General features: G+C 62.3%; 15 protein-coding genes. 2 read left to right on the top strand and 13 right to left on the bottom strand.

All coding sequences use genetic code 11. From position 1 onward, the window contains the following. Window positions 1-18 precede the first annotated feature (18 nt). Window positions 19-2457 (top strand): membrane-bound PQQ-dependent dehydrogenase, glucose/quinate/shikimate family, encoded by a 2439-nt coding sequence (locus RSB01_RS04765; protein ID WP_332591113.1) that lies wholly within the window; start codon window positions 19-21, stop codon window positions 2455-2457. Between the two features lie 124 nt (window positions 2458-2581). Here RSB01_RS04765 and RSB01_RS04760 read toward each other — a convergent pair whose 3' ends face one another. The 5 genes from RSB01_RS04760 to RSB01_RS04740 form a co-directional block, all read right to left on the bottom strand. After that, window positions 2582-3847 carry a glutamate-5-semialdehyde dehydrogenase gene (locus RSB01_RS04760; protein WP_332591112.1) on the bottom strand — a complete coding sequence of 422 codons (1266 nt, stop codon included), beginning with the start codon at window positions 3845-3847 and terminating at the stop codon, window positions 2582-2584. 4 nt (window positions 3848-3851) lie between these two features. After that, a complete protein-coding gene (gene proB, locus RSB01_RS04755; RefSeq protein ID WP_332591111.1) occupies window positions 3852-5027 on the bottom strand; it encodes a glutamate 5-kinase in 1176 nt (391 codons plus the stop codon). Window positions 5028-5163: 136 nt separating this feature from the next. Next, window positions 5164-6591, bottom strand: a complete 1428-nt coding sequence (locus RSB01_RS04750) for an efflux transporter outer membrane subunit (protein ID WP_332625119.1) — start codon at window positions 6589-6591, stop codon at window positions 5164-5166. After that, entirely contained in the window at window positions 6591-9863 is a 3273-nt protein-coding gene (locus tag RSB01_RS04745) for a multidrug efflux RND transporter permease subunit (protein ID WP_332625118.1), read from the bottom strand. Before RSB01_RS04745 ends, RSB01_RS04750 begins: the two co-directional genes overlap by 1 nt. A gap of 31 nt (window positions 9864-9894) precedes the next feature. Beyond that, on the bottom strand, window positions 9895-11082 hold the full coding sequence (locus RSB01_RS04740) for an efflux RND transporter periplasmic adaptor subunit (RefSeq protein ID WP_332592025.1): 1188 nt from the start codon (window positions 11080-11082) through the stop codon (window positions 9895-9897). Window positions 11083-11245: 163 nt separating this feature from the next. Between RSB01_RS04740 and RSB01_RS04735 the strand changes: the two genes are divergently transcribed. Next, a complete protein-coding gene (locus tag RSB01_RS04735) occupies window positions 11246-11833 on the top strand; it encodes a TetR family transcriptional regulator (RefSeq protein ID WP_332592026.1) in 588 nt (195 codons plus the stop codon). A 94-nt stretch (window positions 11834-11927) separates the two neighbouring features. Here RSB01_RS04735 and leuB read toward each other — a convergent pair whose 3' ends face one another. The 8 genes from leuB to RSB01_RS04695 all read right to left on the bottom strand — a co-directional run. Next, complete coding sequence (leuB, locus tag RSB01_RS04730) at window positions 11928-13028, bottom strand: 3-isopropylmalate dehydrogenase (RefSeq protein WP_332619606.1); 1101 nt, start codon at window positions 13026-13028, stop codon at window positions 11928-11930. Then, the gene (gene leuD / locus RSB01_RS04725) at window positions 13012-13629 is read right to left on the bottom strand and encodes a 3-isopropylmalate dehydratase small subunit (protein ID WP_332591191.1); all 618 of its coding nucleotides are present in this window, start codon (window positions 13627-13629) and stop codon (window positions 13012-13014) included. The genes leuB and leuD overlap by 17 nt, the downstream gene beginning before the upstream one ends. Next, the gene (gene leuC / locus RSB01_RS04720; protein WP_332591190.1) at window positions 13626-15026 is read right to left on the bottom strand and encodes a 3-isopropylmalate dehydratase large subunit; all 1401 of its coding nucleotides are present in this window, start codon (window positions 15024-15026) and stop codon (window positions 13626-13628) included. Before leuC ends, leuD begins: the two co-directional genes overlap by 4 nt. A gap of 4 nt (window positions 15027-15030) precedes the next feature. Beyond that, window positions 15031-15999: a branched-chain amino acid transaminase gene (locus RSB01_RS04715; protein WP_332591188.1), complete on the bottom strand. Its 969-nt coding sequence runs from the start codon at window positions 15997-15999 to the stop codon at window positions 15031-15033. 96 nt (window positions 16000-16095) lie between these two features. Further along, complete coding sequence (locus RSB01_RS04710) at window positions 16096-16359, bottom strand: ACT domain-containing protein (RefSeq protein WP_332591187.1); 264 nt, start codon at window positions 16357-16359, stop codon at window positions 16096-16098. Next, window positions 16356-18065: an acetolactate synthase 2 catalytic subunit gene (gene ilvG, locus RSB01_RS04705; RefSeq protein WP_332591186.1), complete on the bottom strand. Its 1710-nt coding sequence runs from the start codon at window positions 18063-18065 to the stop codon at window positions 16356-16358. Before ilvG ends, RSB01_RS04710 begins: the two co-directional genes overlap by 4 nt. Before the next feature lie 25 nt (window positions 18066-18090). Then, on the bottom strand, window positions 18091-19104 hold the full coding sequence (gene ilvC, locus RSB01_RS04700) for a ketol-acid reductoisomerase (RefSeq protein WP_332591185.1): 1014 nt from the start codon (window positions 19102-19104) through the stop codon (window positions 18091-18093). Between the two features lie 3 nt (window positions 19105-19107). Further along, the coding region (locus RSB01_RS04695; RefSeq protein WP_332625117.1) for a dihydroxy-acid dehydratase at window positions 19108-19614 on the bottom strand (507 nt) is incomplete at its 5' end.

The raw sequence follows: 19614 nt of genomic DNA, 5'->3' as shown, positions 1-19614 counted from the left end.
ACTCAGGGAGAAGCTGTCATGGCGAGGGTCGAGCGCGGTGCGGGTGTGGGAAGTATCCTGATACGAATCTTGGGCGTCGTGATCGCTGTCATCGGGCTAACGCTGGTGATTGGCGGTATCCAGTTGGCGATGTTGGGCGGGTCTTTCTATTACCTGCTGACAGGGGCCTTGATGGTCGTCAGCGGGGGCCTGCTGTTCCTGCGACGGCTATGGGGCGCGTGGCTCTATGTGCTGATCGTGATCGGCACAGTGGCCTGGGCGGTGTGGGAGGTCGGGCTGAACGGCTGGGCCTTGGTGCCGCGTGTGATCGCGCCACTGGTGCTGCTAGTACCGGTTATTCTTTCGCTGGGCGGCCTAAAGCGCGAGCGCGGCGGTAGGGCTGTGCTGGGCGGTTTTGCGGCCCTTGCCGTTGTTTGCATCCTTGGTGGTGTGATTGTCGGCTTTGCCAATCGCGCGACGGTCAGTCACCCCGTACCGGCAGCAGGACAGGACCTCGTCGGTGATCCAGCCATGATCAAGGTCAATAGCGACTGGCCCGCATGGGGCGGCTCCGACAGTGCGCAACGCTATTCGCCGCTGACACAGATCACGCGTGATAATGTGGGCAAGCTGGAACGGGCCTGGATGTTCCGCACCGGCGATCTGCCCGAAGAACGCTGGGGCGCGGAGACCACACCGCTCAAGATCGGCGATACCCTTTATCTGTGCTCGGCCCGCAATCGCTTGTTTGCAGTTGATGCGGCGACCGGCGAGCAGAAATGGACCTATGATCCCAAGGTTTCGGACGAGCAAATCCCCTATACGGCGGCCTGTCGCGGGGTGGCGCACTATCAGGTGCCCAATGTCGATACGGCCCAACCCTGTGCATCGCGCATTATCGAAGGCACGCTGGATGGTCGCCTGATCGCGGTCGATGCCCGCAATGGCCAGCCCTGTCAGGACTTTGGCCAGAACGGTGCCGTCAGCATCAAGCACGGCATGGGCGATCCCTATCCGGGCATGGTGTCGATCACCTCGGCTCCTGTGATCGTGCGCGGCATTGTGGTGACCGGCCATCAGGTTCTGGATGGCCAGCGCCGCTGGAATGCCTCGGGTGTCATTCAGGGTTTTGATGCGGTGACGGGGGCTGTGCGCTTTGCATGGGACATGATGCGTCCCGAAACCACGACACTGCCGCCCGAAGGCCAGACCTATACGCCGGGGACGCCCAATATGTGGACAACGGCCACGGCGGACGAAGCCTTGGGTCTGGTATTCCTGCCGATGGGGAACTCGGCTGCGGACTATTATTCCGCCACCCGCCGTCCGGCCGAGAATGATTATGCGACCTCGCTGGTGGCACTGGATGTCACCACGGGCAAGCCGCGCTGGCACTACCAGACCGTCCATAAGGATGTGTGGGACTATGATCTCGGCTCGCAGGCGACACTGGTCGATCTGCCTATGAACGGGATGATGGTTCCGGCGGTGATCCTGCCGTCCAAACAGGGCGACATCTATGTGCTGGACCGCCGGACCGGTCAGCCTCTGCACGAGGTGGAAAACATCAAGGTGCCGCAGGGCGGTGTCGAACCGGAACAGCGCACCCCAACCCAGCCGACATCGAAATTCCATACCCTGCGCAAGGCCGATCTGACCGAGCGCGATATGTGGGGTATGTCGCCGATCGACCAGATGTTCTGCCGTATCCAGTTCCGTCAAGCCTCCTATCAAGGCTTCTTCACCCCGCCGACGGCAGACCGTCATTACATCCAGTATCCGGGCTATAATGGCGGTTCGGACTGGGGCGGTGTGGCGGTTGATCCGGTGCGCGGCGTGATCGTGGCCAACTATAACGACATGCCGAACCACAATATTCTGGTGCCGCGTGTCGAGGCGGACAAGCGCGGCTGGTTCCCGCGTGATGACCCCCGCTATATCGAGCGCGAGAAGGAAGCGGCCAACCGTGGCGGCAACCTGTCCAAGTCCAAGGCCGAAGGTGCAGGCGATCCGCAAACGGGTGTGCCCTATGCCATCGACGTCAATGCGGGCTGGCGGGTGAAGTTTACGGGGCTTTTGTGCAAACAGCCTCCCTATGGCGGCATCCGCACCATTGATCTGCGTACAGGCCGCACCTTGTGGGACCGTCCGTTCGGTACGGCCCGCAAGAATGGGCCGTTCGGTATTCCGTCCATGCTGCCGGTTGAAATCGGCACGCCAAACAATGGCGGCTCGGTGGTAACGGCGGGTGGTTTGATCTTCATTGCTGCGGCAACCGATGATCTGATTCGCGCCATCGACATCGAAACCGGCAAGACGGTGTGGTCCGATGTCCTGCCCGCCGGTGGTCAGGCCAATCCGATGGTCTATGAGCAGAATGGCCGCCAGTATCTGGTCATCATGACCGGTGGCCACCACTTCATGGAAACCCCGCGTGGCGATCAGCTGATTGCTTATGCCTTGCCGCAACGCGGCTAGGCATAAGCTTATTTTCTGCCCCTACCGCCCTTCGGGCTACTTGAGGGGCGTAAGTGAGAGCGTCTTAAAATGGAAAGGCCGGAGTTATGCTCCGGCCTTTCTGTTGTGCAGAGTGCCGCAGGGATTACGGGCGGGTCTGGCCCTGTCCGCGCACCATGTATTTGTAGGTGGTCAGTTGCTCGGCCCCGACAGGACCACGGGCATGCATGCGACCGGTGGCGATACCGATCTCGCCGCCAAAGCCGAACTCGCCGCCATCGGCATATTGGGTCGAGGCATTATGGACCACGATGGCGCTGTCCACACGGTTGAGGAAGGTGGAGGCCGCCTCGGCATCATCGGTAACGATGGCCTCGGTATGGCCCGAGCCATACTGCTCGATATGGGCGATGGCGGCGTCGATATTATCGACTACGGCAACCGACAGGACAGGGGCCAGATATTCGGTGGACCAGTCCTCGAGGGTGGCCTTGATCATATCCGGCACAATGGCGCGTGCGGTATCATCGGCGCGCAACTCGCACCCTTTGGCGCACAGGTCGGCGGCAATCAGGGGCAGCAGCACGGGGGCCACAGCCTTGTCGATCAACAAGGTCTCGGTTGCGCCGCACACCGAGACGCGCCGCATCTTGGCATTGACCACCAGAGCGCGGGCCATATCGGCATTGGCTGCCTCATGGACATAGGTGTGGTTCATGCCTTCCAGATGCGACAGCACGGCCACGCGGGCCTCGGCCTGAACGCGGGCGACAAGGCTCTTGCCGCCGCGCGGGACGATCAGGTCAATCGTACCGTTCAGGCCTGACAGCATCAGGCCGACGGCGGCACGGTCCGGCGTATCGACCAGTTGCACCCCGTCGGCGGGAAGGCCCGCTTCGGACAGGGCTTCACCGATCAATCCGGCAATGGCCAGTGACGATTGAAGGCAGTCCGAACCACAGCGCAGAATGGCGGCATTGCCCGAGCGGATACACAGGGCGGCGGCATCGGCCGTCACATTGGGACGGCTCTCATAGATGATGCCCAAAACGCCAATGGGGGTACGCACGCGGGCGATATCCAGCCCGTTGACGGGTGCGGTCCAGCGTTCGGTCTCGACGCCCAGAGGGTCTTTGGTACCGGCAATCATATCGACCGCGGCAGCAATGCCCTCGATACGCGCTGGGTCTAGAGACAGCCGGTCCAGCATGGCCTCGGTCATGCCATTGGCGCGACCATTGTCCAGATCGATACGGTTGGCATCAAGGATGGCTTTGGCATTCAAGCGCAGTTTGATCGCCAGCAGGTGCAGTGCATTTGTGCGCGTCTCGCCGGAGGCTTCGCGCAGTCGGCGGGCGGCCATGCGCGCCTTTTGGCCGCGCTCCAGCATGGCGGCAGTCAGGTCGCTCATTGTGTCAGGCCTCCAGAACCAGATCGTTTCGGTGGACCACAACCGAAGGGCCGCGATAGCCGATCAGCGTCTCGATATTGTCCGAGTGCTGGCCCTTGATGCGTTCAACATCGTCATGCGGATAGTTGATCAGGCCGACACCGAGGCGGGTGCCAAACCGGTCCTCAAGACGCACGCTGTCGCCTTTTTCAAAACGGCCGGTGACGGAGGCAATACCGGACGGCAGCAGGCTCTTGCCCGCCCGCAAGGCTCGCACGGCACCGTCGTCCAGTGTCAGGCTTCCGGCAGGCGCGACGCTTCCGGCGATCCACTGTTTCCATGCGGCCAGAGGGGTGGACGAGGCATGGAACAGGGTGGCCTTGGCCCCGTCGCGCACGGCTTTGACGGGGTGGCGTTGCAGGCCCGAGGCGATCAGGGTGGCGCATCCGGCAGAGCCTGCGATCTGGACGGCGGCCAGCTTGGTGGCCATGCCACCAGTGCCGACACCCGCATCGGTATTAGCCCCTGTGCCCATGGCCAGAATCTCGGCCGTCAGGCGCTCAACAACCGGTAGATGTCGGGCCTCGGGGTCGCGGCGCGGATCGGCGGTATAGAGGCCGTCCACATCGCTGAGCAACACCAGCAGATCAGCCTGAACCAGTTGCGCGGCGCGCGCGGCTAGGCGGTCATTGTCGCCGTAACGGATTTCCTCGGTGGTGACGGTGTCGTTCTCGTTGACCACAGGAATAATGCCGTGGGCCAAAAGCGCCTGAGCAGTGGCGCGGGCATTCAGCCAGCGGCGCCTGCGCTCGGTGTCGTCGCGCGTCAAAAGGATTTGGCCGGCCAACAGGTCATGGGGGGCGAGGGCCTCTTCCCATGCCTTCATCAGCAGGCTCTGGCCGACGGCGGCGGCGGCCTGTTTGTCGGCCAGCTTGCGCGGGTCCGTCTGGATGCGGGCGCGGCCAAGGGCGACAGCGCCGGAAGAGACAATAATGACCTCGCGGCCTTCCTGTCTGAGATCGGCAATGTCCTCGGCCAGAGCTGCCAGCCATGCACGGTTGGCCTCCTTGCGACGAGGATCGAACAGCAGGGACGAGCCGATTTTCAGGACGATCTTGCGGGCCTGATCGAAGGCAGCCTGCGGCGAGGTCGCGCCGGTGGCGGGAGCGGAGGTCAGGTCGGTACGGATATCATCGGTCATGGTCACGTCCTACTGACTAATGCCGAAGTATCTTCACGTCATCATGTTCAGGATGATAATTTTTCAGATAGAGGTCATAAAAAACGCCCGACAAAGAAGATTTGTCGGGCGTTGAGGTTTTCTAGTCCGGAAAAGACTAGCTGTTCTGGGTCCAGCTGCCGCCCAGTGCCTTGAACAGGGTGACCTGTGCATTGGCGACGGACTGTTCCGAGGCGGCCAGAGCCGCATCGGCACCGGCTAGCGTGCGTTCGGAGTCCAGTACGCTGAGGAAGTTGTCGATACCGGCGTCGAAACGCATGCGTGACAGCTCGGCGGCGCGCTTGGCCTGATCGCGGGCGGTGCGCAGGGCACGTTGGCGATCCAGCTCGTTGGGATAGGCCGACAGAGCGGTTTCGGTTTCCTGAAGCGCGGTCAGAACCGTCTGGTCGTAATCGGCCAGAGCGGCATCTGCGAGGGCATCGGCCTGTTTGATACGGGCGCGGGCCGCAAACACGTTCGGGAAGGACCACGAGATCAGCGGGCCAACCGAGAAGCGGAAGTTCTCGTTATTGCCCAGATCCGATGAGTCCAGAGCCGTCGAACCCAGCGAGCCGCCAAGGCGGACCTGCGGGAACATACCGGCCGTAGCCACATTCACACGCGCACCGGCAGCCGCCAGTTTGGCTTCGGCCTGACGGATGTCGGGGCGGCGAGCCAGAAGGGCGGAACCGTCTCCGACCGGAATCGGTTGCGACAGTTGCGGCGTGGTGTTGCAGGCCTTGGCCGCTTCGCTGGCCTCGGCGGGCGTGCGGCCCGTCAGGGTGGCGAGACGGAACAGGGCTGCATCGCGAGCCGCCCGCAGAGGCGGCAGGCTGGCGCGGGTTTGTTCCAGAGCCGCACGGGCGCGGGCCACGTCCAGACCATTGCCCGAACCGGCATTGAGCAGGTTCTGGGTCAGGTCGGCCGTCTGGCCTTGCAGACCGATGGTGCGCTCGGCCACGGCCACCTGTGCATTGAGGGCACAGGTATCGGCATAGGCGCGGGCGGTTTCGGCCACCACGGTCACACGCACAACCTCCAGAGCCGCCTCGGCAGCACGATGGTCGGCGCGGGCCGCACGGATGGTGGACTCGACGCGGCCGAACAGATCGACCTCGTAGGACATGTCCAGACCGACATCATAGGTGTCGACGTCCGGCAGTTCGGCACCGCCGGCCGCCGGATTGGTGATGGTCGAGGACTGGGCGCGGGTGGCCGCCCCCGTTACCGTCGTGGACGGCAGACGGTTCGAGCGGGCTTCCGACAGCGAGGCACGGACGGCGCGCAGATTGGCGGCGGCTGCTTCCAGCTGGTTGTTCTCGGCCAGAGCCTGTTCGATCAGGCCATCCAGCGTCGGGTCGTTATACAGACGCCACCAGTCGCCCTGTACTGCCGCGGTCGAAACCGCGGCAGACTGGGAACCGATGAAATCGCCTTGTGACGAGACCGGTGTGGTGGGGACCACAGGCTTGGGACCGACAGCACAGGCTGCCAGAAGCGCTGCCGAACCGGCGGCCATCATCAGGTTGCGGATTTTAACAGACATCAGGCATCTCCCTGACGCGGAGCAGCCGGAGCCGGATCCGTATCATTGGGGTCAAAAGGATCGTGCGGGGTCGAGCCATAGGTGGTCGGCAGTTGACGTTCCTTTTGCGGACCCTGGGGCAGTTTGCCCGCGAGCCAGCGACACACGACATAGAAGACCGGCGTGAAGAGCAGGCCAAAGACCGTCACGCCGATCATGCCCGATACCACAGAGATACCCAGCGATTGGCGCATCTCGGCACCCGGACCGGTGGCCACGGCCAGCGGCAGAACGCCGAAGATGAAGGCGAACGAGGTCATCAGGATCGGACGTAGACGCTGGCGCGAAGCCTGCACGGCGGCGTCGAAACGGTTAAGACCGTGTTCGTCCTCGGCCTGTTTGGCGAACTCGACGATCAGGATGGCGTTCTTGGCGGCAAGACCGACAAGCACGACCAGACCAACCTGGACGAGGATGTTGTTATCCAGCCCCATCAGGTTCACCCCGAGCAGTGCGGCCAGAATACACATCGGCACGATCAGGATAACGGCCAGCGGCAGGGTGAAGGCTTCGTACTGGGCAGCCAGCACAAGGAAGACGAACACCACAGCCAGCACGAAGATCATTACAGCCGAAGATCCGGCGGCTTTTTCCTGGAAGGCCATTTCGGTCCATTCGTAACCGAAACCGCTCGGCAGGGTCTGTGCGGCCAGACCTTCCATGAAGGTCAGAGCCTGACCCGAGGAAATGCCCGGTGCAGCCTGACCCTGAAGCTCGGTGGCGGGGAACAGGTTGTAACGCACCACACGCGACGGGCCGGACGACTCGTACAGGTTGGCAACGGCACCGACCGGCACCATGGCGCCCGAAGTGGAGCGGACCTTCAGATTGGCGATGTCGGAGATGTCATCGCGATACGACGGTTCTGCCTGTGCCGTCACACGGAAGGTGCGGCCCAGATAGTTGAAGTCGTTGACGTAGCTGGAGCCCAGATAGATGCCCAGCGTACCGAACACCTGCGAAGGCTGGACGCCCATCATCAGGGCCTTGTCGCGGTCAACATCGGCGCTGATACGCGGCGATCCGGTGTTATACATCGAGAAGACTTGCTGGACGTCGTTCGGGTTTTGAGCGGCAGCCCCCATCATGGCGAAGGTTGCGCCTTCAAGGGCCTTGTAACCGGCACCCGAGCGGTCCTGAATCATCATTTTGAAGCCGCCATTACCCATGCCTTGAACCGGCGGGGGCGACAGCATGAAGATCTGGGCTTCTTGGATTTGGGACGCAGCACCCGTCAGGGCACCACCCAGAGCGGCAGCAGCCTGATCCTTTTTCGGACGGTCGTCCCAGTGCTTCAGCTTGATGAACATGGTGGCGGAGTTGGAGCTCAGCGAGAAGCTGGAGCCGTCAAGACCGGCCAGAGCCGCAACCTCGGCGACATTTTCGTTGCCGTTGATGATGGTCAGGGCGCGATCCAGAACTTCGGACGTGCGTTCAAGTGAGGCACCAGCCGGAAGCTGGATGACGCCGATCAGAACACCTTGGTCCTGGTCGGGGATAAAGCCCGAGGGCGTATCCACCAGACGCCAGCCGGTCAGGGCCAGCAGGCCGACATAGACCGCCAGAACCACGACCACCATGCGGACCAGACGGGCAGTCAGTGCGCCAAAGCGTTCCGACAGCCAGTCAAAGCCGACGTTGAACTTGTTGCCCGCCCAGCCGACATAATAGCCGATGGTGCCAAGCACGCCCTTCTTGCGGGTAGCATGTTCGTCGTGGGCCTTGTGCGGCTTGAGCAGCAGAGCGGCCATGGCCGGAGACAAGGTCAGCGACAGCAGCAGCGAGATCAGGGTGGCCGTGGCGATCGTCACCGCAAACTGGCGGTAGAAGATACCCGGAATGCCCGGCATGAAGGCTGTCGGGACGAACACGGCGGTTAGCACCAGCGAGATAGCCACCAGAGCGCCCGAGACCTCGGCCATCGAGCGATAGGCCGCTTCGCGCGGTGTCAGACCCTTGCGGATATAGCTCTCGACGTTCTCGACCACGATGATGGCATCGTCCACGACGATACCTACGGCCAGAACAAGTGCGAACAGCGACAGGGAGTTGATCGAGTAGCCCAGACCCAGCAGCACGGCGAACGTACCCACCAGAGCCACAGGAATAGCGGCCACCGGAATGATGGCGGCGCGCCAGGTCTGCAGGAAGACCAGCACCACGATCGCCACCAGAATGACGGCTTCGAACACGGTGTGGATCACCGAGTCCACCGAGGCCTGAACGAACTCGGTCGGGTTATAAGGGATGGTATAGTGGACGCCCGGGGGGAAGTCCTTGGCGATGGCGTCCAGCTCGGCCTGTACCAGTTTCGCTGCGGACAGCGAGTTGGCACCCGGTTGCTGGATGATACCCATGCCGATACCCGGCTTGCCGTCGAAGGTGGCGTTGACGCCATAGTCCTGCGGGCCGATTTCGATACGGGCCACATCGGACAGGCGGGTCACGCGACCCTGTGCATCGGTACGCAGGACGACCTGACCGAATTCCTCGGGGGTCTTCAGGCGGCCTTGCAGGTCGATCGGGGTCTGGAACTGGGCCGGATTTTCCGGATAGGGAGCCTGACCCAGCGAACCGCCGGCAGCCTGGATATTCTGGGCTTGCAGAGCGCCCACAATGTCCTGAGCCGACAGGTTACGGGCCGCTGCCTTGGTCGGATCGATCCAGATACGCATGGCATAGTTGCCACTACCGAACACCTGAACCGAGCCCACACCCTCGATGCGCAGCAGTCGGTCGCGCACGGTCGAGTTGGCAAGGTTACCCATATAGGTGGTGTCGATGGCCGGATCGTCAGAGACCAGTGCCGCCAGCATCAGGAAGCCGCTGGAGGCCTTGTTGACCATGACGCCGGAGCGACGCACTTCTTCGGGAAGGCGCATCTCGGCCAGAGCCACGCGGTTCTGGACCAGAACCTGCGCGGTATCGAGGTCGGTGCCCGGCTCGAAGGTGACGGTCACAGAGACCGCACCGTCTGCCGTCGAGGACGAGGACATGTAGAGCATGCCCTCGACGCCGTTTACTTCCTGTTCGATCGGCGCGGCAACGGTCTCGGCGAGTGTCTCGGCAGAGGCACCCGGATAGGCCGTGTTGATGGTGATGGTCGGTGGCGCAATCTCGGGATACTGCGCCAGCGGAAGGTTCGGATAGGCAAACGCCCCCACCAGAGTGATGAAGGTGGCGATAACGATCGCGAAGATCGGCCTATCGATGAAAAAGCGGGAGAAATTCATAATCTAGTTTCCGGCCTTATGCCCTCTTTCCTCAACCTGCGTTGACGAAGGTGGCGGAAGAGGCCGTCGACGCAGCAGTCGTCGGGGCCGGGTTGGCAGCAGCATCGGAAGGTTTGATCTCGCCGTTCTGGGCGGTGACCTTCTGGCCCGGACGGGCGCGTTGCTGGCCATTGATGATGATGCGGTCATCCGGTGTCAGGCCCGTACGCACGACGCGCAGGCCGCTGACGACAGGACCCAGCTGGACAGGCTTGGCACCGACGGTGCCGTCCTTGGCCACGGTATAGACGATGCGACGCGGACCATCGGCGATGACAGCCGAATCCGGGATCAGCATGGCCTGATAGGCGGCGGCACCGGCCAGTTGGGCGTGACCATACATGCCCGGCTTCAGGAAGCCGTTGGCATTGGGAAGCACAGCGCGCAGACGGATCGTACCCGATGCCGGATCAATGGCATTGTCGGTGAAGTCGAGCGTACCGGCATGGGTAAACTCGGTTTCGTCCTGCAGGCGTACCTTGATCGGCACAGTACCCTTGGCGGATTCGCGCTGATATTTCAGAGCGGTCGCTTCGGAACCGTCAAAGACGAAATAGATTGGCGAGCTCGAGACGATGGTCGTCAGGATGTCACCGGCCGAGGAGCCGCCACCGATCAGGTTGCCCGGATCGACACGTCGGTCGGAGACACGGCCCGAAATCGGAGCGGTGACGCGGGTGAACTCGACGTCCAGCGTGCGGGCGCGGATCGCGGCATTGGCAGCGGCCAGTGCGGCGTCTGCGGTTTGCACGGCGGCCTTCTTGGCGTCGAACTCGGCTTGCGAAACAGCTTGCGAAGCCAGCAGGCTTTCGACGCGGGCCAGATCGGCCTTGGCGAGAGCCGACTGGGCCTGGGCCTGTGCCAGCTGGGCGCGGGCGCTGGCCAGAGCAGCCTGGGCAGGGCGCGGGTCCAGCGTGAACAGCAGTTGGCCCTGACGGACGAAGTCGCCATCCTTGAAGTGAACATGCTGGATGTAGCCGCCTACGCGGGCGCGTACATCGACATTGCGGGTGGCTTCAAAACGGCCCGTGAACTCGTCCCAGTCGACAACCTGTTGTGACAGTGCCGTTGCAACTGTCACAGGCGGTGCGCCTTGGGCTGGAGCTTCCTGACCTTTTGAACAGCCATAGAGGGCTGCTGTCGCTAGGACAGACGCCACCGCGATCTTAACCGTGCGCATCGGCACAATCTCCTGGGGTATAAACTCGAGTAACCGACCAAACGCGCGAAAAGGGGAGGAGGCGCCCAGTCAACAGGCGTGGACTTAAAGCGCAGAGACACAAGTCTTGTCAACAGCTGATGACAAGCCCATACTGTGACACATAAGGCAGATGAGCTGATCGTTGACAACAGAAGTAAAACACCGTTCGCGCAATGCGGTTGCAACGCGGCAAGCCATACTGGATGCAGCACGTCTGCGCTTCATGGCCCACTCCTACGAAGACGTCGGCATGCGCGATGTCGCGCGCGATGTGGGCGTGGATGCCGCACTGGTGTCCCGTTATTTCGGCGGCAAGGAAGAGTTGTTCCTTGAAGTGCTGGATAGCTGCAAGAACAAGCGCAACATGATGGAGGGCGACCGCACCTGTTTTGGTGAGCGTGTTGCGCGCGAGATTATCCTTGGCCCGTCTGCCGCAGAAGAGGATGGCAACGGTTTTAGCGGACTGTTGATCCTGTTGCGCTCGATAGGCTCGACGAAGGCCATGGATATTGTCCAGAGCACGTCCAATGCCAACTTCTTCCAGCCGTTGACGCTGTGGCTGGGTGGTAAACATGCGGCCGGACGGGCGCGTCTGGTTGCCGGTATGATTATGGGCGTGGCGATCAGCCGTGAAATGTCCGACGGCTATGCCGAGGTGGACACTGTGGATCGCGAGGCGATGGTGCAGCGTTTTGCCGCTATTCTTCAGGCCGAGGTTGATGCGGGCTAAAAACCGTCACGCGGCGTAAAGAAAAAGGCGGATCATGCGATCCGCCTTTCTTTTTGTCTTCACGTCCAGACTTCGGAGGCTAGGCCCAGAGTTACTAAGCCCAGTGCATTGGCACATGGCGGGCTGCGGCCCAGTGGATGGCGCGGATGGCATCGACGATGGCGCGGGTGGCGGCCTCTGTGCCCAGTTCACCGCCCAGATCGCGGGTGACTTGATTGGAAGCCTGAACCGCAGCCACTGCCGCCTCGATGGAATCGGCCTCGTCTTCCAGTTGGAAGCTGTGGCGCAGCATCATGGCGGCTGACAGGATGGCCCCGATGGGGTTGGCCTTGTCTTGTCCGGCGATATCGGGGGCCGAGCCGTGGATCGGCTCGAACAGGCCGGGACCGTCCGAACCCAGCGAGGCCGATGGCAGCAGGCCGATAGAGCCGCCCAGAACCGAGATTTCGTCGGACAGGATATCGCCGAACATGTTCTCGGTCAGGATGACGTCATAGTCGCGCGGGCGCAGGATCAGGTGCATGGCGGCAGAGTCCACCAGCGCATGTTCCAGCGTCACATTGGGGAATTCCTCGGCATGGATGCGGGTGACGGTTTCGCGCCACAGACGCGAGGTCTCCATCACATTGGCCTTGTCCACTGAGGTCACCTTGCCACGGCGTTGCTCGGCGGCCTTGAAGGCGGCGCGGGTGACGCGCTCGATTTCAGGGGTCGTATAGGTGCACAGGTCGGAGGCCGAGGTTTCGGTGCGGGTGCGCTCACCGAAATAGACACCACCGGTCAGTTCGCGGAACACCAGCAGATCGGTGCCTTCAACGATCTCGCGCTTCAGCGGCGAGCGATGCGACAGGGCGGGCGACACCTGCAACGGGCGCAGATTGGCAAACAAGCCCATGGCCTTGCGGATGGTCAGCAGACCCTGCTCGGGGCGAACCGGCTTGCCGTCATATTTGGGATCGCCGACCGCACCCAGCAGCACGGCGTCGGCTGCGATACAGGCCGCTTCGGTTTCCGCAGGCAGTGGTGTGCCCGTGGCATCAATGGCGACGCCGCCGATCAGATGTTCGGTAAAGCCGAAGGTATGGCCATAGATATCACCCACGCAGGTCAGGACGCGCTGGGCGGCCTTGGTTACTTCGGGGCCGACACCGTCACCGGGCAGGACGACGATGTTGAAATTACGTTTCTCGCTCATGGTGCTGTCCTTTGGGGGCGGGGTCATTACGGGCGGTTTCAAAAGCGGCGATCGGGGCGTCCTTGGCCAGAAGCCAGCCGAGGGTATCAACGCCGTCGAGCATGCACTGGCGGGCAAAGGCCTCGACCTTGAAGCTGACAGGGACCGCATTGCCGCGCTGGATCTGGTTGTTTTCCAGATCGATGGTCACAGGCTGATCCTGATTTTGGGCCAGATCATCCCAGACCTCTTGCGAGACGACGATGGGCAAAAGTCCGTTCTTCAGCGCATTGGAGGTGAAGATGTCGGCAATCTCGGTCGAGACAACGGCACGGAAGCCATAGTCCAGCAAGGCCCACGGCGCATGTTCACGCGACGAGCCACAGGCAAAGTTCGGCCCGCCCAGCAGGATGCGGTGCTCTGTGGGATCGATGCGGTTCAGAATGGCTTCGGGCTTGGCCGAACCATCGGCTTCATAGCGCCAGTCATAAAAGGCCTGATCGCCCAGACCGTCACGTGTGGTGGTGGTCAGGAAGCGGGCAGGGATGATCTGGTCGGTGTCGATATTGGCTTGCGACAGGACGACGACCTTGGAGGTCAGTTTGGCAAACGGTTCCATCAGGCGATCTCCTCGGCGGTGGCCAGATGACCGGCAATGGCACTGGCGGCGGCGGTGGCGGGGCTGGCCAGAATGGTGCGGGCGCCCTTGCCCTGACGGCCTTCGAAATTGCGGTTGGAGGTCGAGACGCACAACTGGCCCTCGCCCACGACATCGCCGTTCATGGCGATACACATGGAACAGCCGGGGATGCGCCATTCGGCACCGGCATCGGTGACGATGGTGTGCAGGCCTTCAGCCTCGGCCTGCTGGCGAACAGCTTCGGAACCGGGCACGACCAGCATCCGTACGCCGTCGGCAACCTTGCGGCCCTTCAGGACCGCAGCGGCCGAGCGCATGTCCGACAGGCGGCCATTGGTGCAGGAGCCGACAAAGACCACATCGACCTTTTCACTGGTCGTGGCCTGACCTGCGGCAAAGCCCATATAGGCCAAAGCGCGGGCATCGGATTCTGACTGGGGTTCAGGGGCGGCATCGCCCACCGGAATGGCGGCATCGGGCGTGGTGCCCCATGTGGCCATCGGACGGATTTTCGAGCCGTCCAGCGTGACTTCCTTGTCGAAGCTTGCGCCTTCGTCGGTCGCCAGCGACAACCAGTCTTTGGATGCAGCCTCATAGTCGGCGGGCACAAAGCGACGGCCGCGCAGCCATTCGACGGTCTTTTCGTCCGGCGCGATCATGCCCGCACGGGCACCCGCTTCGATGGACATGTTGCACAGGGTCATGCGCCCCTCCATGTCCAGCGAACGGATGGCCTCGCCAGCATATTCGATGACATAGCCGGTGCCGCCGCCAAAGCCGATGGTGGCGATGATGGCCAGAGCCACATCCTTGCCCGACACGTCGTTGCGCAACTGGCCGTTTACGGTCACGCGCAGGGTCTTGGCCTTGCGCTGGATCAGGCACTGGGTGGCCAGCGTATAGCCGACTTCCGAGGTGCCGATACCGAAGGCCAGAGCGCCGAAAGCACCATGGGTCGCGGTATGGCTGTCACCGCAGACTACCGTCATGCCCGGCTGGGTCAGACCCAGTTCGGGTCCCATGACGTGAACCACGCCGCGCTGGTCGCTGTCCCAACCGGCCAGTTCGATACCGTGGCGTTTGGTATTGGCTTCCAGCGTCTCGACCTGTTTGCGGGCCTGTTCGGTCACATAGGGCAGCTTGCCGTCCGGACCTGCGGGCAGGGTGGGGGTGGAATGGTCCAGCGTTGCAAAGGTGCGGTCGGGGCGTCGCACCTTCAGACCACGCGCTTCCAGTTCGGCAAAGGCCTGAGGCGAGGTAACTTCGTGGACCAGATGCAGGTCCACATACATCACACCGGGTGTGGCTTGCGTTTCGGCAACGACGACGTGCCGCTCCCACACTTTTTCATACAGGGTTCTGGGCAAGATATTCGACATGGTCTCAGGCTGGCTCAAACTGCTTGTTACCTAATGCATTAACCGATTGATGAATCGGTTCAAGCCAACCGTAGCGATCAGGGGTGCTGCCGTCGAATAATCCGCGGAAGGCTTTGTTGACGGCCTTGGTCACAGGGCCGGGACCCGCGGCACGGGTAGGGATGCCATCGACCGAGCGGACAGGGGTGATTTCGGCGGCGGTGCCGGTCATGAATACCTCGTCGGCGACATACAGGCTTTCGCGGGTCATTGACTGTTCGCGGACCTCGTAGCCCAGACCGCGTGCCAGCTTGATGACGCTGTCGCGGGTGATGCCTTGCAGGATGGAAGAAGAGGACGGCGGCGTCATCAGCACGTTATCGCGCACGACAAACAGGTTCTCGCCTGCGCCTTCGGACAACAGGCCGTCCGCACCCAGCGCAATTCCCTCGCCATAGCCACCCTGACGGGCCTCGCGACCGATCAGATAGCCGGACAGATAGTTGCCGCCGGCCTTGGCACCGCTGGGGATGGTGTTGGGCGCGACGCGGTTCCAGCTGGAAACACAGGCATCGACGCCTTTCTCCAGAGCTTCTTCGCCCAGATAGGCCCCCCACGGGAAGGCGGCGATCATGATATCGGTCGTGATGGCATCGGGTGACGGGGTCACGCCCATGCCGCAGCCCCCCAAAAAGGCCAGCGGGCGGATATAGGCCGACTTCAGCCCTTCGGACGCCACGGTGTCACGGCAGGCCTGAACCAGATCCTCGACCGAATAGGGCATGGGGAAGTGATAGATGCGGGCGCTGTCATGCAGACGGCGCACATGGTCGGTCAGGCGAAAACCGCACGGGCCGTTCGGGGTGTCATAGACGCGGATACCCTCGAACACCGAGGTGCCATAGTGAAGCGCGTGGCTCATGACGTGGACGGTGCAATTCTCCCATGCCGTCAGTTGTCCATTGAACCAGATTTTTTGGGCCAGCGGCTTCATTGTCTTGTCAGTCCAGTCTGCGGCAGAGCCGCTTGGTTAAGCGCCGGACGCGACCGGCATACTTTATAATTATATAGGGGGCTCAATATTCGGGATTTAGGCGGCGTTGGCCGAAGCGGTGTCTTCGATGCGGCGCACGCCGAACAGACGGTCGATCTGGCGGCCCAGATTGTCCACGCATCGTGTGCCGTCGCGGCTGGCCACATTGAGGGTCAGGGTGCGCCAGTCGCCCGCCATTCCCGTATGGAAGTCGGTCATGCTCATGCCGTGGATTTCAAACCCGCGACGTTCCACCAGACCGATCAGGCGTTGCAGCGAACCGTCGGCGCGGTCGATCTGGATGTGGATCGTATTGCTCATCGCGAGCCCTCCATCATTTCAGAGTTGTTCTTGCCCGGCGGCACCAGCGGCCAGACATTGTCTTCGGGGTTGATGATGACGTGCGCCAAAATGGGGCCGTCGGTTTCCAGCAGGCGTTTCAGGCCGTCCGTGACCTGATCCTTGTGGTCGATGCGGAAGGCTTCGATGCCGAAAGCCTCGGCCACCTTTACGAAGTCGGGATTGTCGGACAGATCGACTTCCGAGAAGTTCCGCTCGAAGAAGAACTCCTGCCACTGGCGCACCATGCCCAGACGCGAATTGTCCAACAGCACGATCTTCAGCGGAATCTTGAAGCGGTTGACCGTGGCCAGTTCCTGAATGTTCATCATCACGCCGCCGTCGCCGGTGATGGTGACAACGCAGGCATCCGGATCGGCCAGCTTGGCGCCGATACCGGCAGGCAGGCCATACCCCATAGCGCCCAGACCGCCCGAGGTCAGATGCGCCGACGGGCGCGAGAACTCGCAGTGCTGGGCGACCCACATCTGGTGCTGACCGACATCGCAGGCGGCGATGAAGGACGGGCCAGCCAGTTTTGACAGTTCGTTCAGCAAGGCGGGGGCGTAAACGCCTTCACCCGGTGCATTATAATCAGCCGTACATTCGGCCATCTGGGCGCGGCACTGGTTGGACCAGTCGCGCACATTAATAGTGGCCCCCGAAGCCAGTTCGCGGTTCAGGGCTTCCAGATTGGGTTTCAGATCACCGACGACCGGAACAGCCACAGCGCGCAGCTTGCCGATCTCCGATGCATCGACGTCGAAATGGATCACGCCCGCATGGGGGGCGAACTCGTTCAGCTTGCCGGTGGCGCGGTCATCGAAACGGGCCCCGACAACGATCAGCAGATCGGACGCCTGAACCGCATCATTGGCGGCACGCGTTCCGTGCATGCCCAGCATGCCCAGATAGTTGTCTTGGCCCGTCGGGATGGTGCCCAGTGCGTTCAGGGTCGAGACCTGCGGGATGTCTGTCAGGCGTGCGAACTCGCGCACGGTTTCGACTGCGCCCGAGATCTTGGCACCGCCGCCTATATATATAATGGGGCGCTGTGCATTACGGATCGCCTCGGCGGCGGCTTTGATCGCGCTGTCGGGCGCAATGGCGTTGTCGTTCGGCAGGTGGAAGGCGCGGGTCTCGGCCGTAGCCTGAAACTGGATGTCCTTGGGCAGGTCGATCAGCACCGGGCCGGGACGGCCCGTTCGCGCGATGTGAAAGGCTTCTTCGATGATGGCCGGAATGTCGGCGGCATCGCGCACCAGATAGGAGTGCTTCACCAGAGGTATGGTCACGCCCATGATGTCGACTTCCTGAAAGGCGTCGGTGCCCATGACGCCTTGGGCGACATTGCCGGTGATGCAGACCATGGGAACCGAATCCAGCATGGCATTGGCAATACCGGTGACCAGATTGGTAGCCCCCGGACCGGATGTCGCCATGCAGACGCCGACCTTGCCCGAGGCGCGGGCATAGGCGTCGGCGGCAAAGGCGGCCCCCTGTTCGTGGCGGCACAGATAGTGACGCACGCCCGATCCGGCGATGGCGTCATAGATGGGCATGATGGCCCCGCCCGGATAGCCGAATACGACATCCACACCCATCCGCTCCAGAGTGGAGACGACGAGGCTGGCACCGGTTTGGGCGGTGGTCTCGCTGGCGGGTATTTGAATGTTGGCAACGGTCATCTGGGCGGGTCCGTGGGGGAAGGGCTTAGGCGGCTTTAGGTTTGGGAGCCTGCAACCAGGCCATACGATCACGCAGACGGGCACCGACCTCTTCGATCTGGGTGTCGCGGTCTTTCTGCATCAGGGCTTCGTATTGCGGCTTGCCCTGCTCGTTCTCTTCGATCCAGCGACGGGCGAACTCGCCCGACTGGATGTCGTTCAGAACATCCTTCATGCGATCTGCTGTCTCGTCATTGACGACACGCGGGCCGGAAACCAGAGCGCCCCACTTGGCCGTTTCCGAGATGAAGTGGTGCATCTTGGAAATGCCGCCTTCGTAGAACAGGTCCACGATCAGCTTCAGTTCGTGCAGGCATTCGAAATAGGCGATCTCGGGCTGGTAACCGGCATCGACCAGAGTGTTGAAGCCACGGATAACCAGTTCCTTGGCACCGCCGCACAGGACGGCCTGTTCACCGAACAGATCGGTTTCGGTTTCTTCGCGGAAGGTGGTTTCCAGCAGACCGCCGGTCGCACCGCCATTGCCCTTGGCATAGCCCATGGCGCGATCACGGGCCTTGCCGGTGACGTCTTTCTCGATGGCGAACAGTGACGGCACACCGCGACCACGCTGGAACTCGCGGCGGACCAGATCGCCCGGACCCTTGGGCGCAACCAGAATGACGTCCATGTCGTCACGCGGGGTGATGCGCTCATAGATGATCGAGAAGCCGTGCGCGAACAGCAGGGCAGAGCCCTTTTTGGCGTTCGGCTCGATGATGTCTTTATAGACGTCGGCCTGAACCATGTCTGGCGTCAGGATGGCGATGATGTCGGCATCCTTGACGGCGTCGACCGGCTCGGCCGTGGTCAGACCGTCTTCGGTGGCGTGTTTCCAGCCCGTGCCGCCATGGCGAACGCCGACGATCACGTCATGGCCGGAGTCCTTCAGGTTCTGGGCGTGGGCACGGCCCTGCGAGCCATAGCCGATGATGGCGATCTTCTCGCCAGCGATCGCGCCGGGTTTGATGTCTTCGTTGGTATAGATGGTGATGGCCATGGTTCAGGCGTCCTCGGAAACAGGCTGGATAGCGGCAGTGGATTGATAGCGATCCGGCGTCTGGGCCGGAGGCGGGTTCGGGATGGTCACAGCACCTTGCGAAGCCGAAGCGACGCTGGCGCGGTATTTGGCAAAGACGCCGCGTGCTTCGCGCAGTTCACGCAAGGTGAAGGCGGCACGGCGCGCGGTCAGATCGGCATCGGTGTCGATGCGACGGTTGGGAACGTCGATGGTGATGGTGTCGCCAGTCTCGATCAGGGCGATGGGACCACCAACAGCGGCCTCGGGCGAAACGTGTCCGGCGACGAACCCGTAGGATGCACCCGAGAAGCGGCCATCGGTCAGCAGGGCGACATTCTCGACCTTGCGACCCTTCAGGGCGGCTGTGATCTGCAGCATCTCGCGCATACCGGGGCCACCCTTGGGTCCCTCATAGCGGATGATGATGACATCGCCTTCGCCCGCTTCGCTCGACTGGACGGCGGCAAAGGCGGCTTCCTCGCAGTCATA

This window comes from Brevundimonas sp., assembly GCF_036659295.1.
In the GTDB taxonomy this organism is placed as follows: Bacteria; Pseudomonadota; Alphaproteobacteria; order Caulobacterales; family Caulobacteraceae; genus Brevundimonas.
This window is presented reverse-complemented; position numbering and strand designations above follow the sequence as displayed.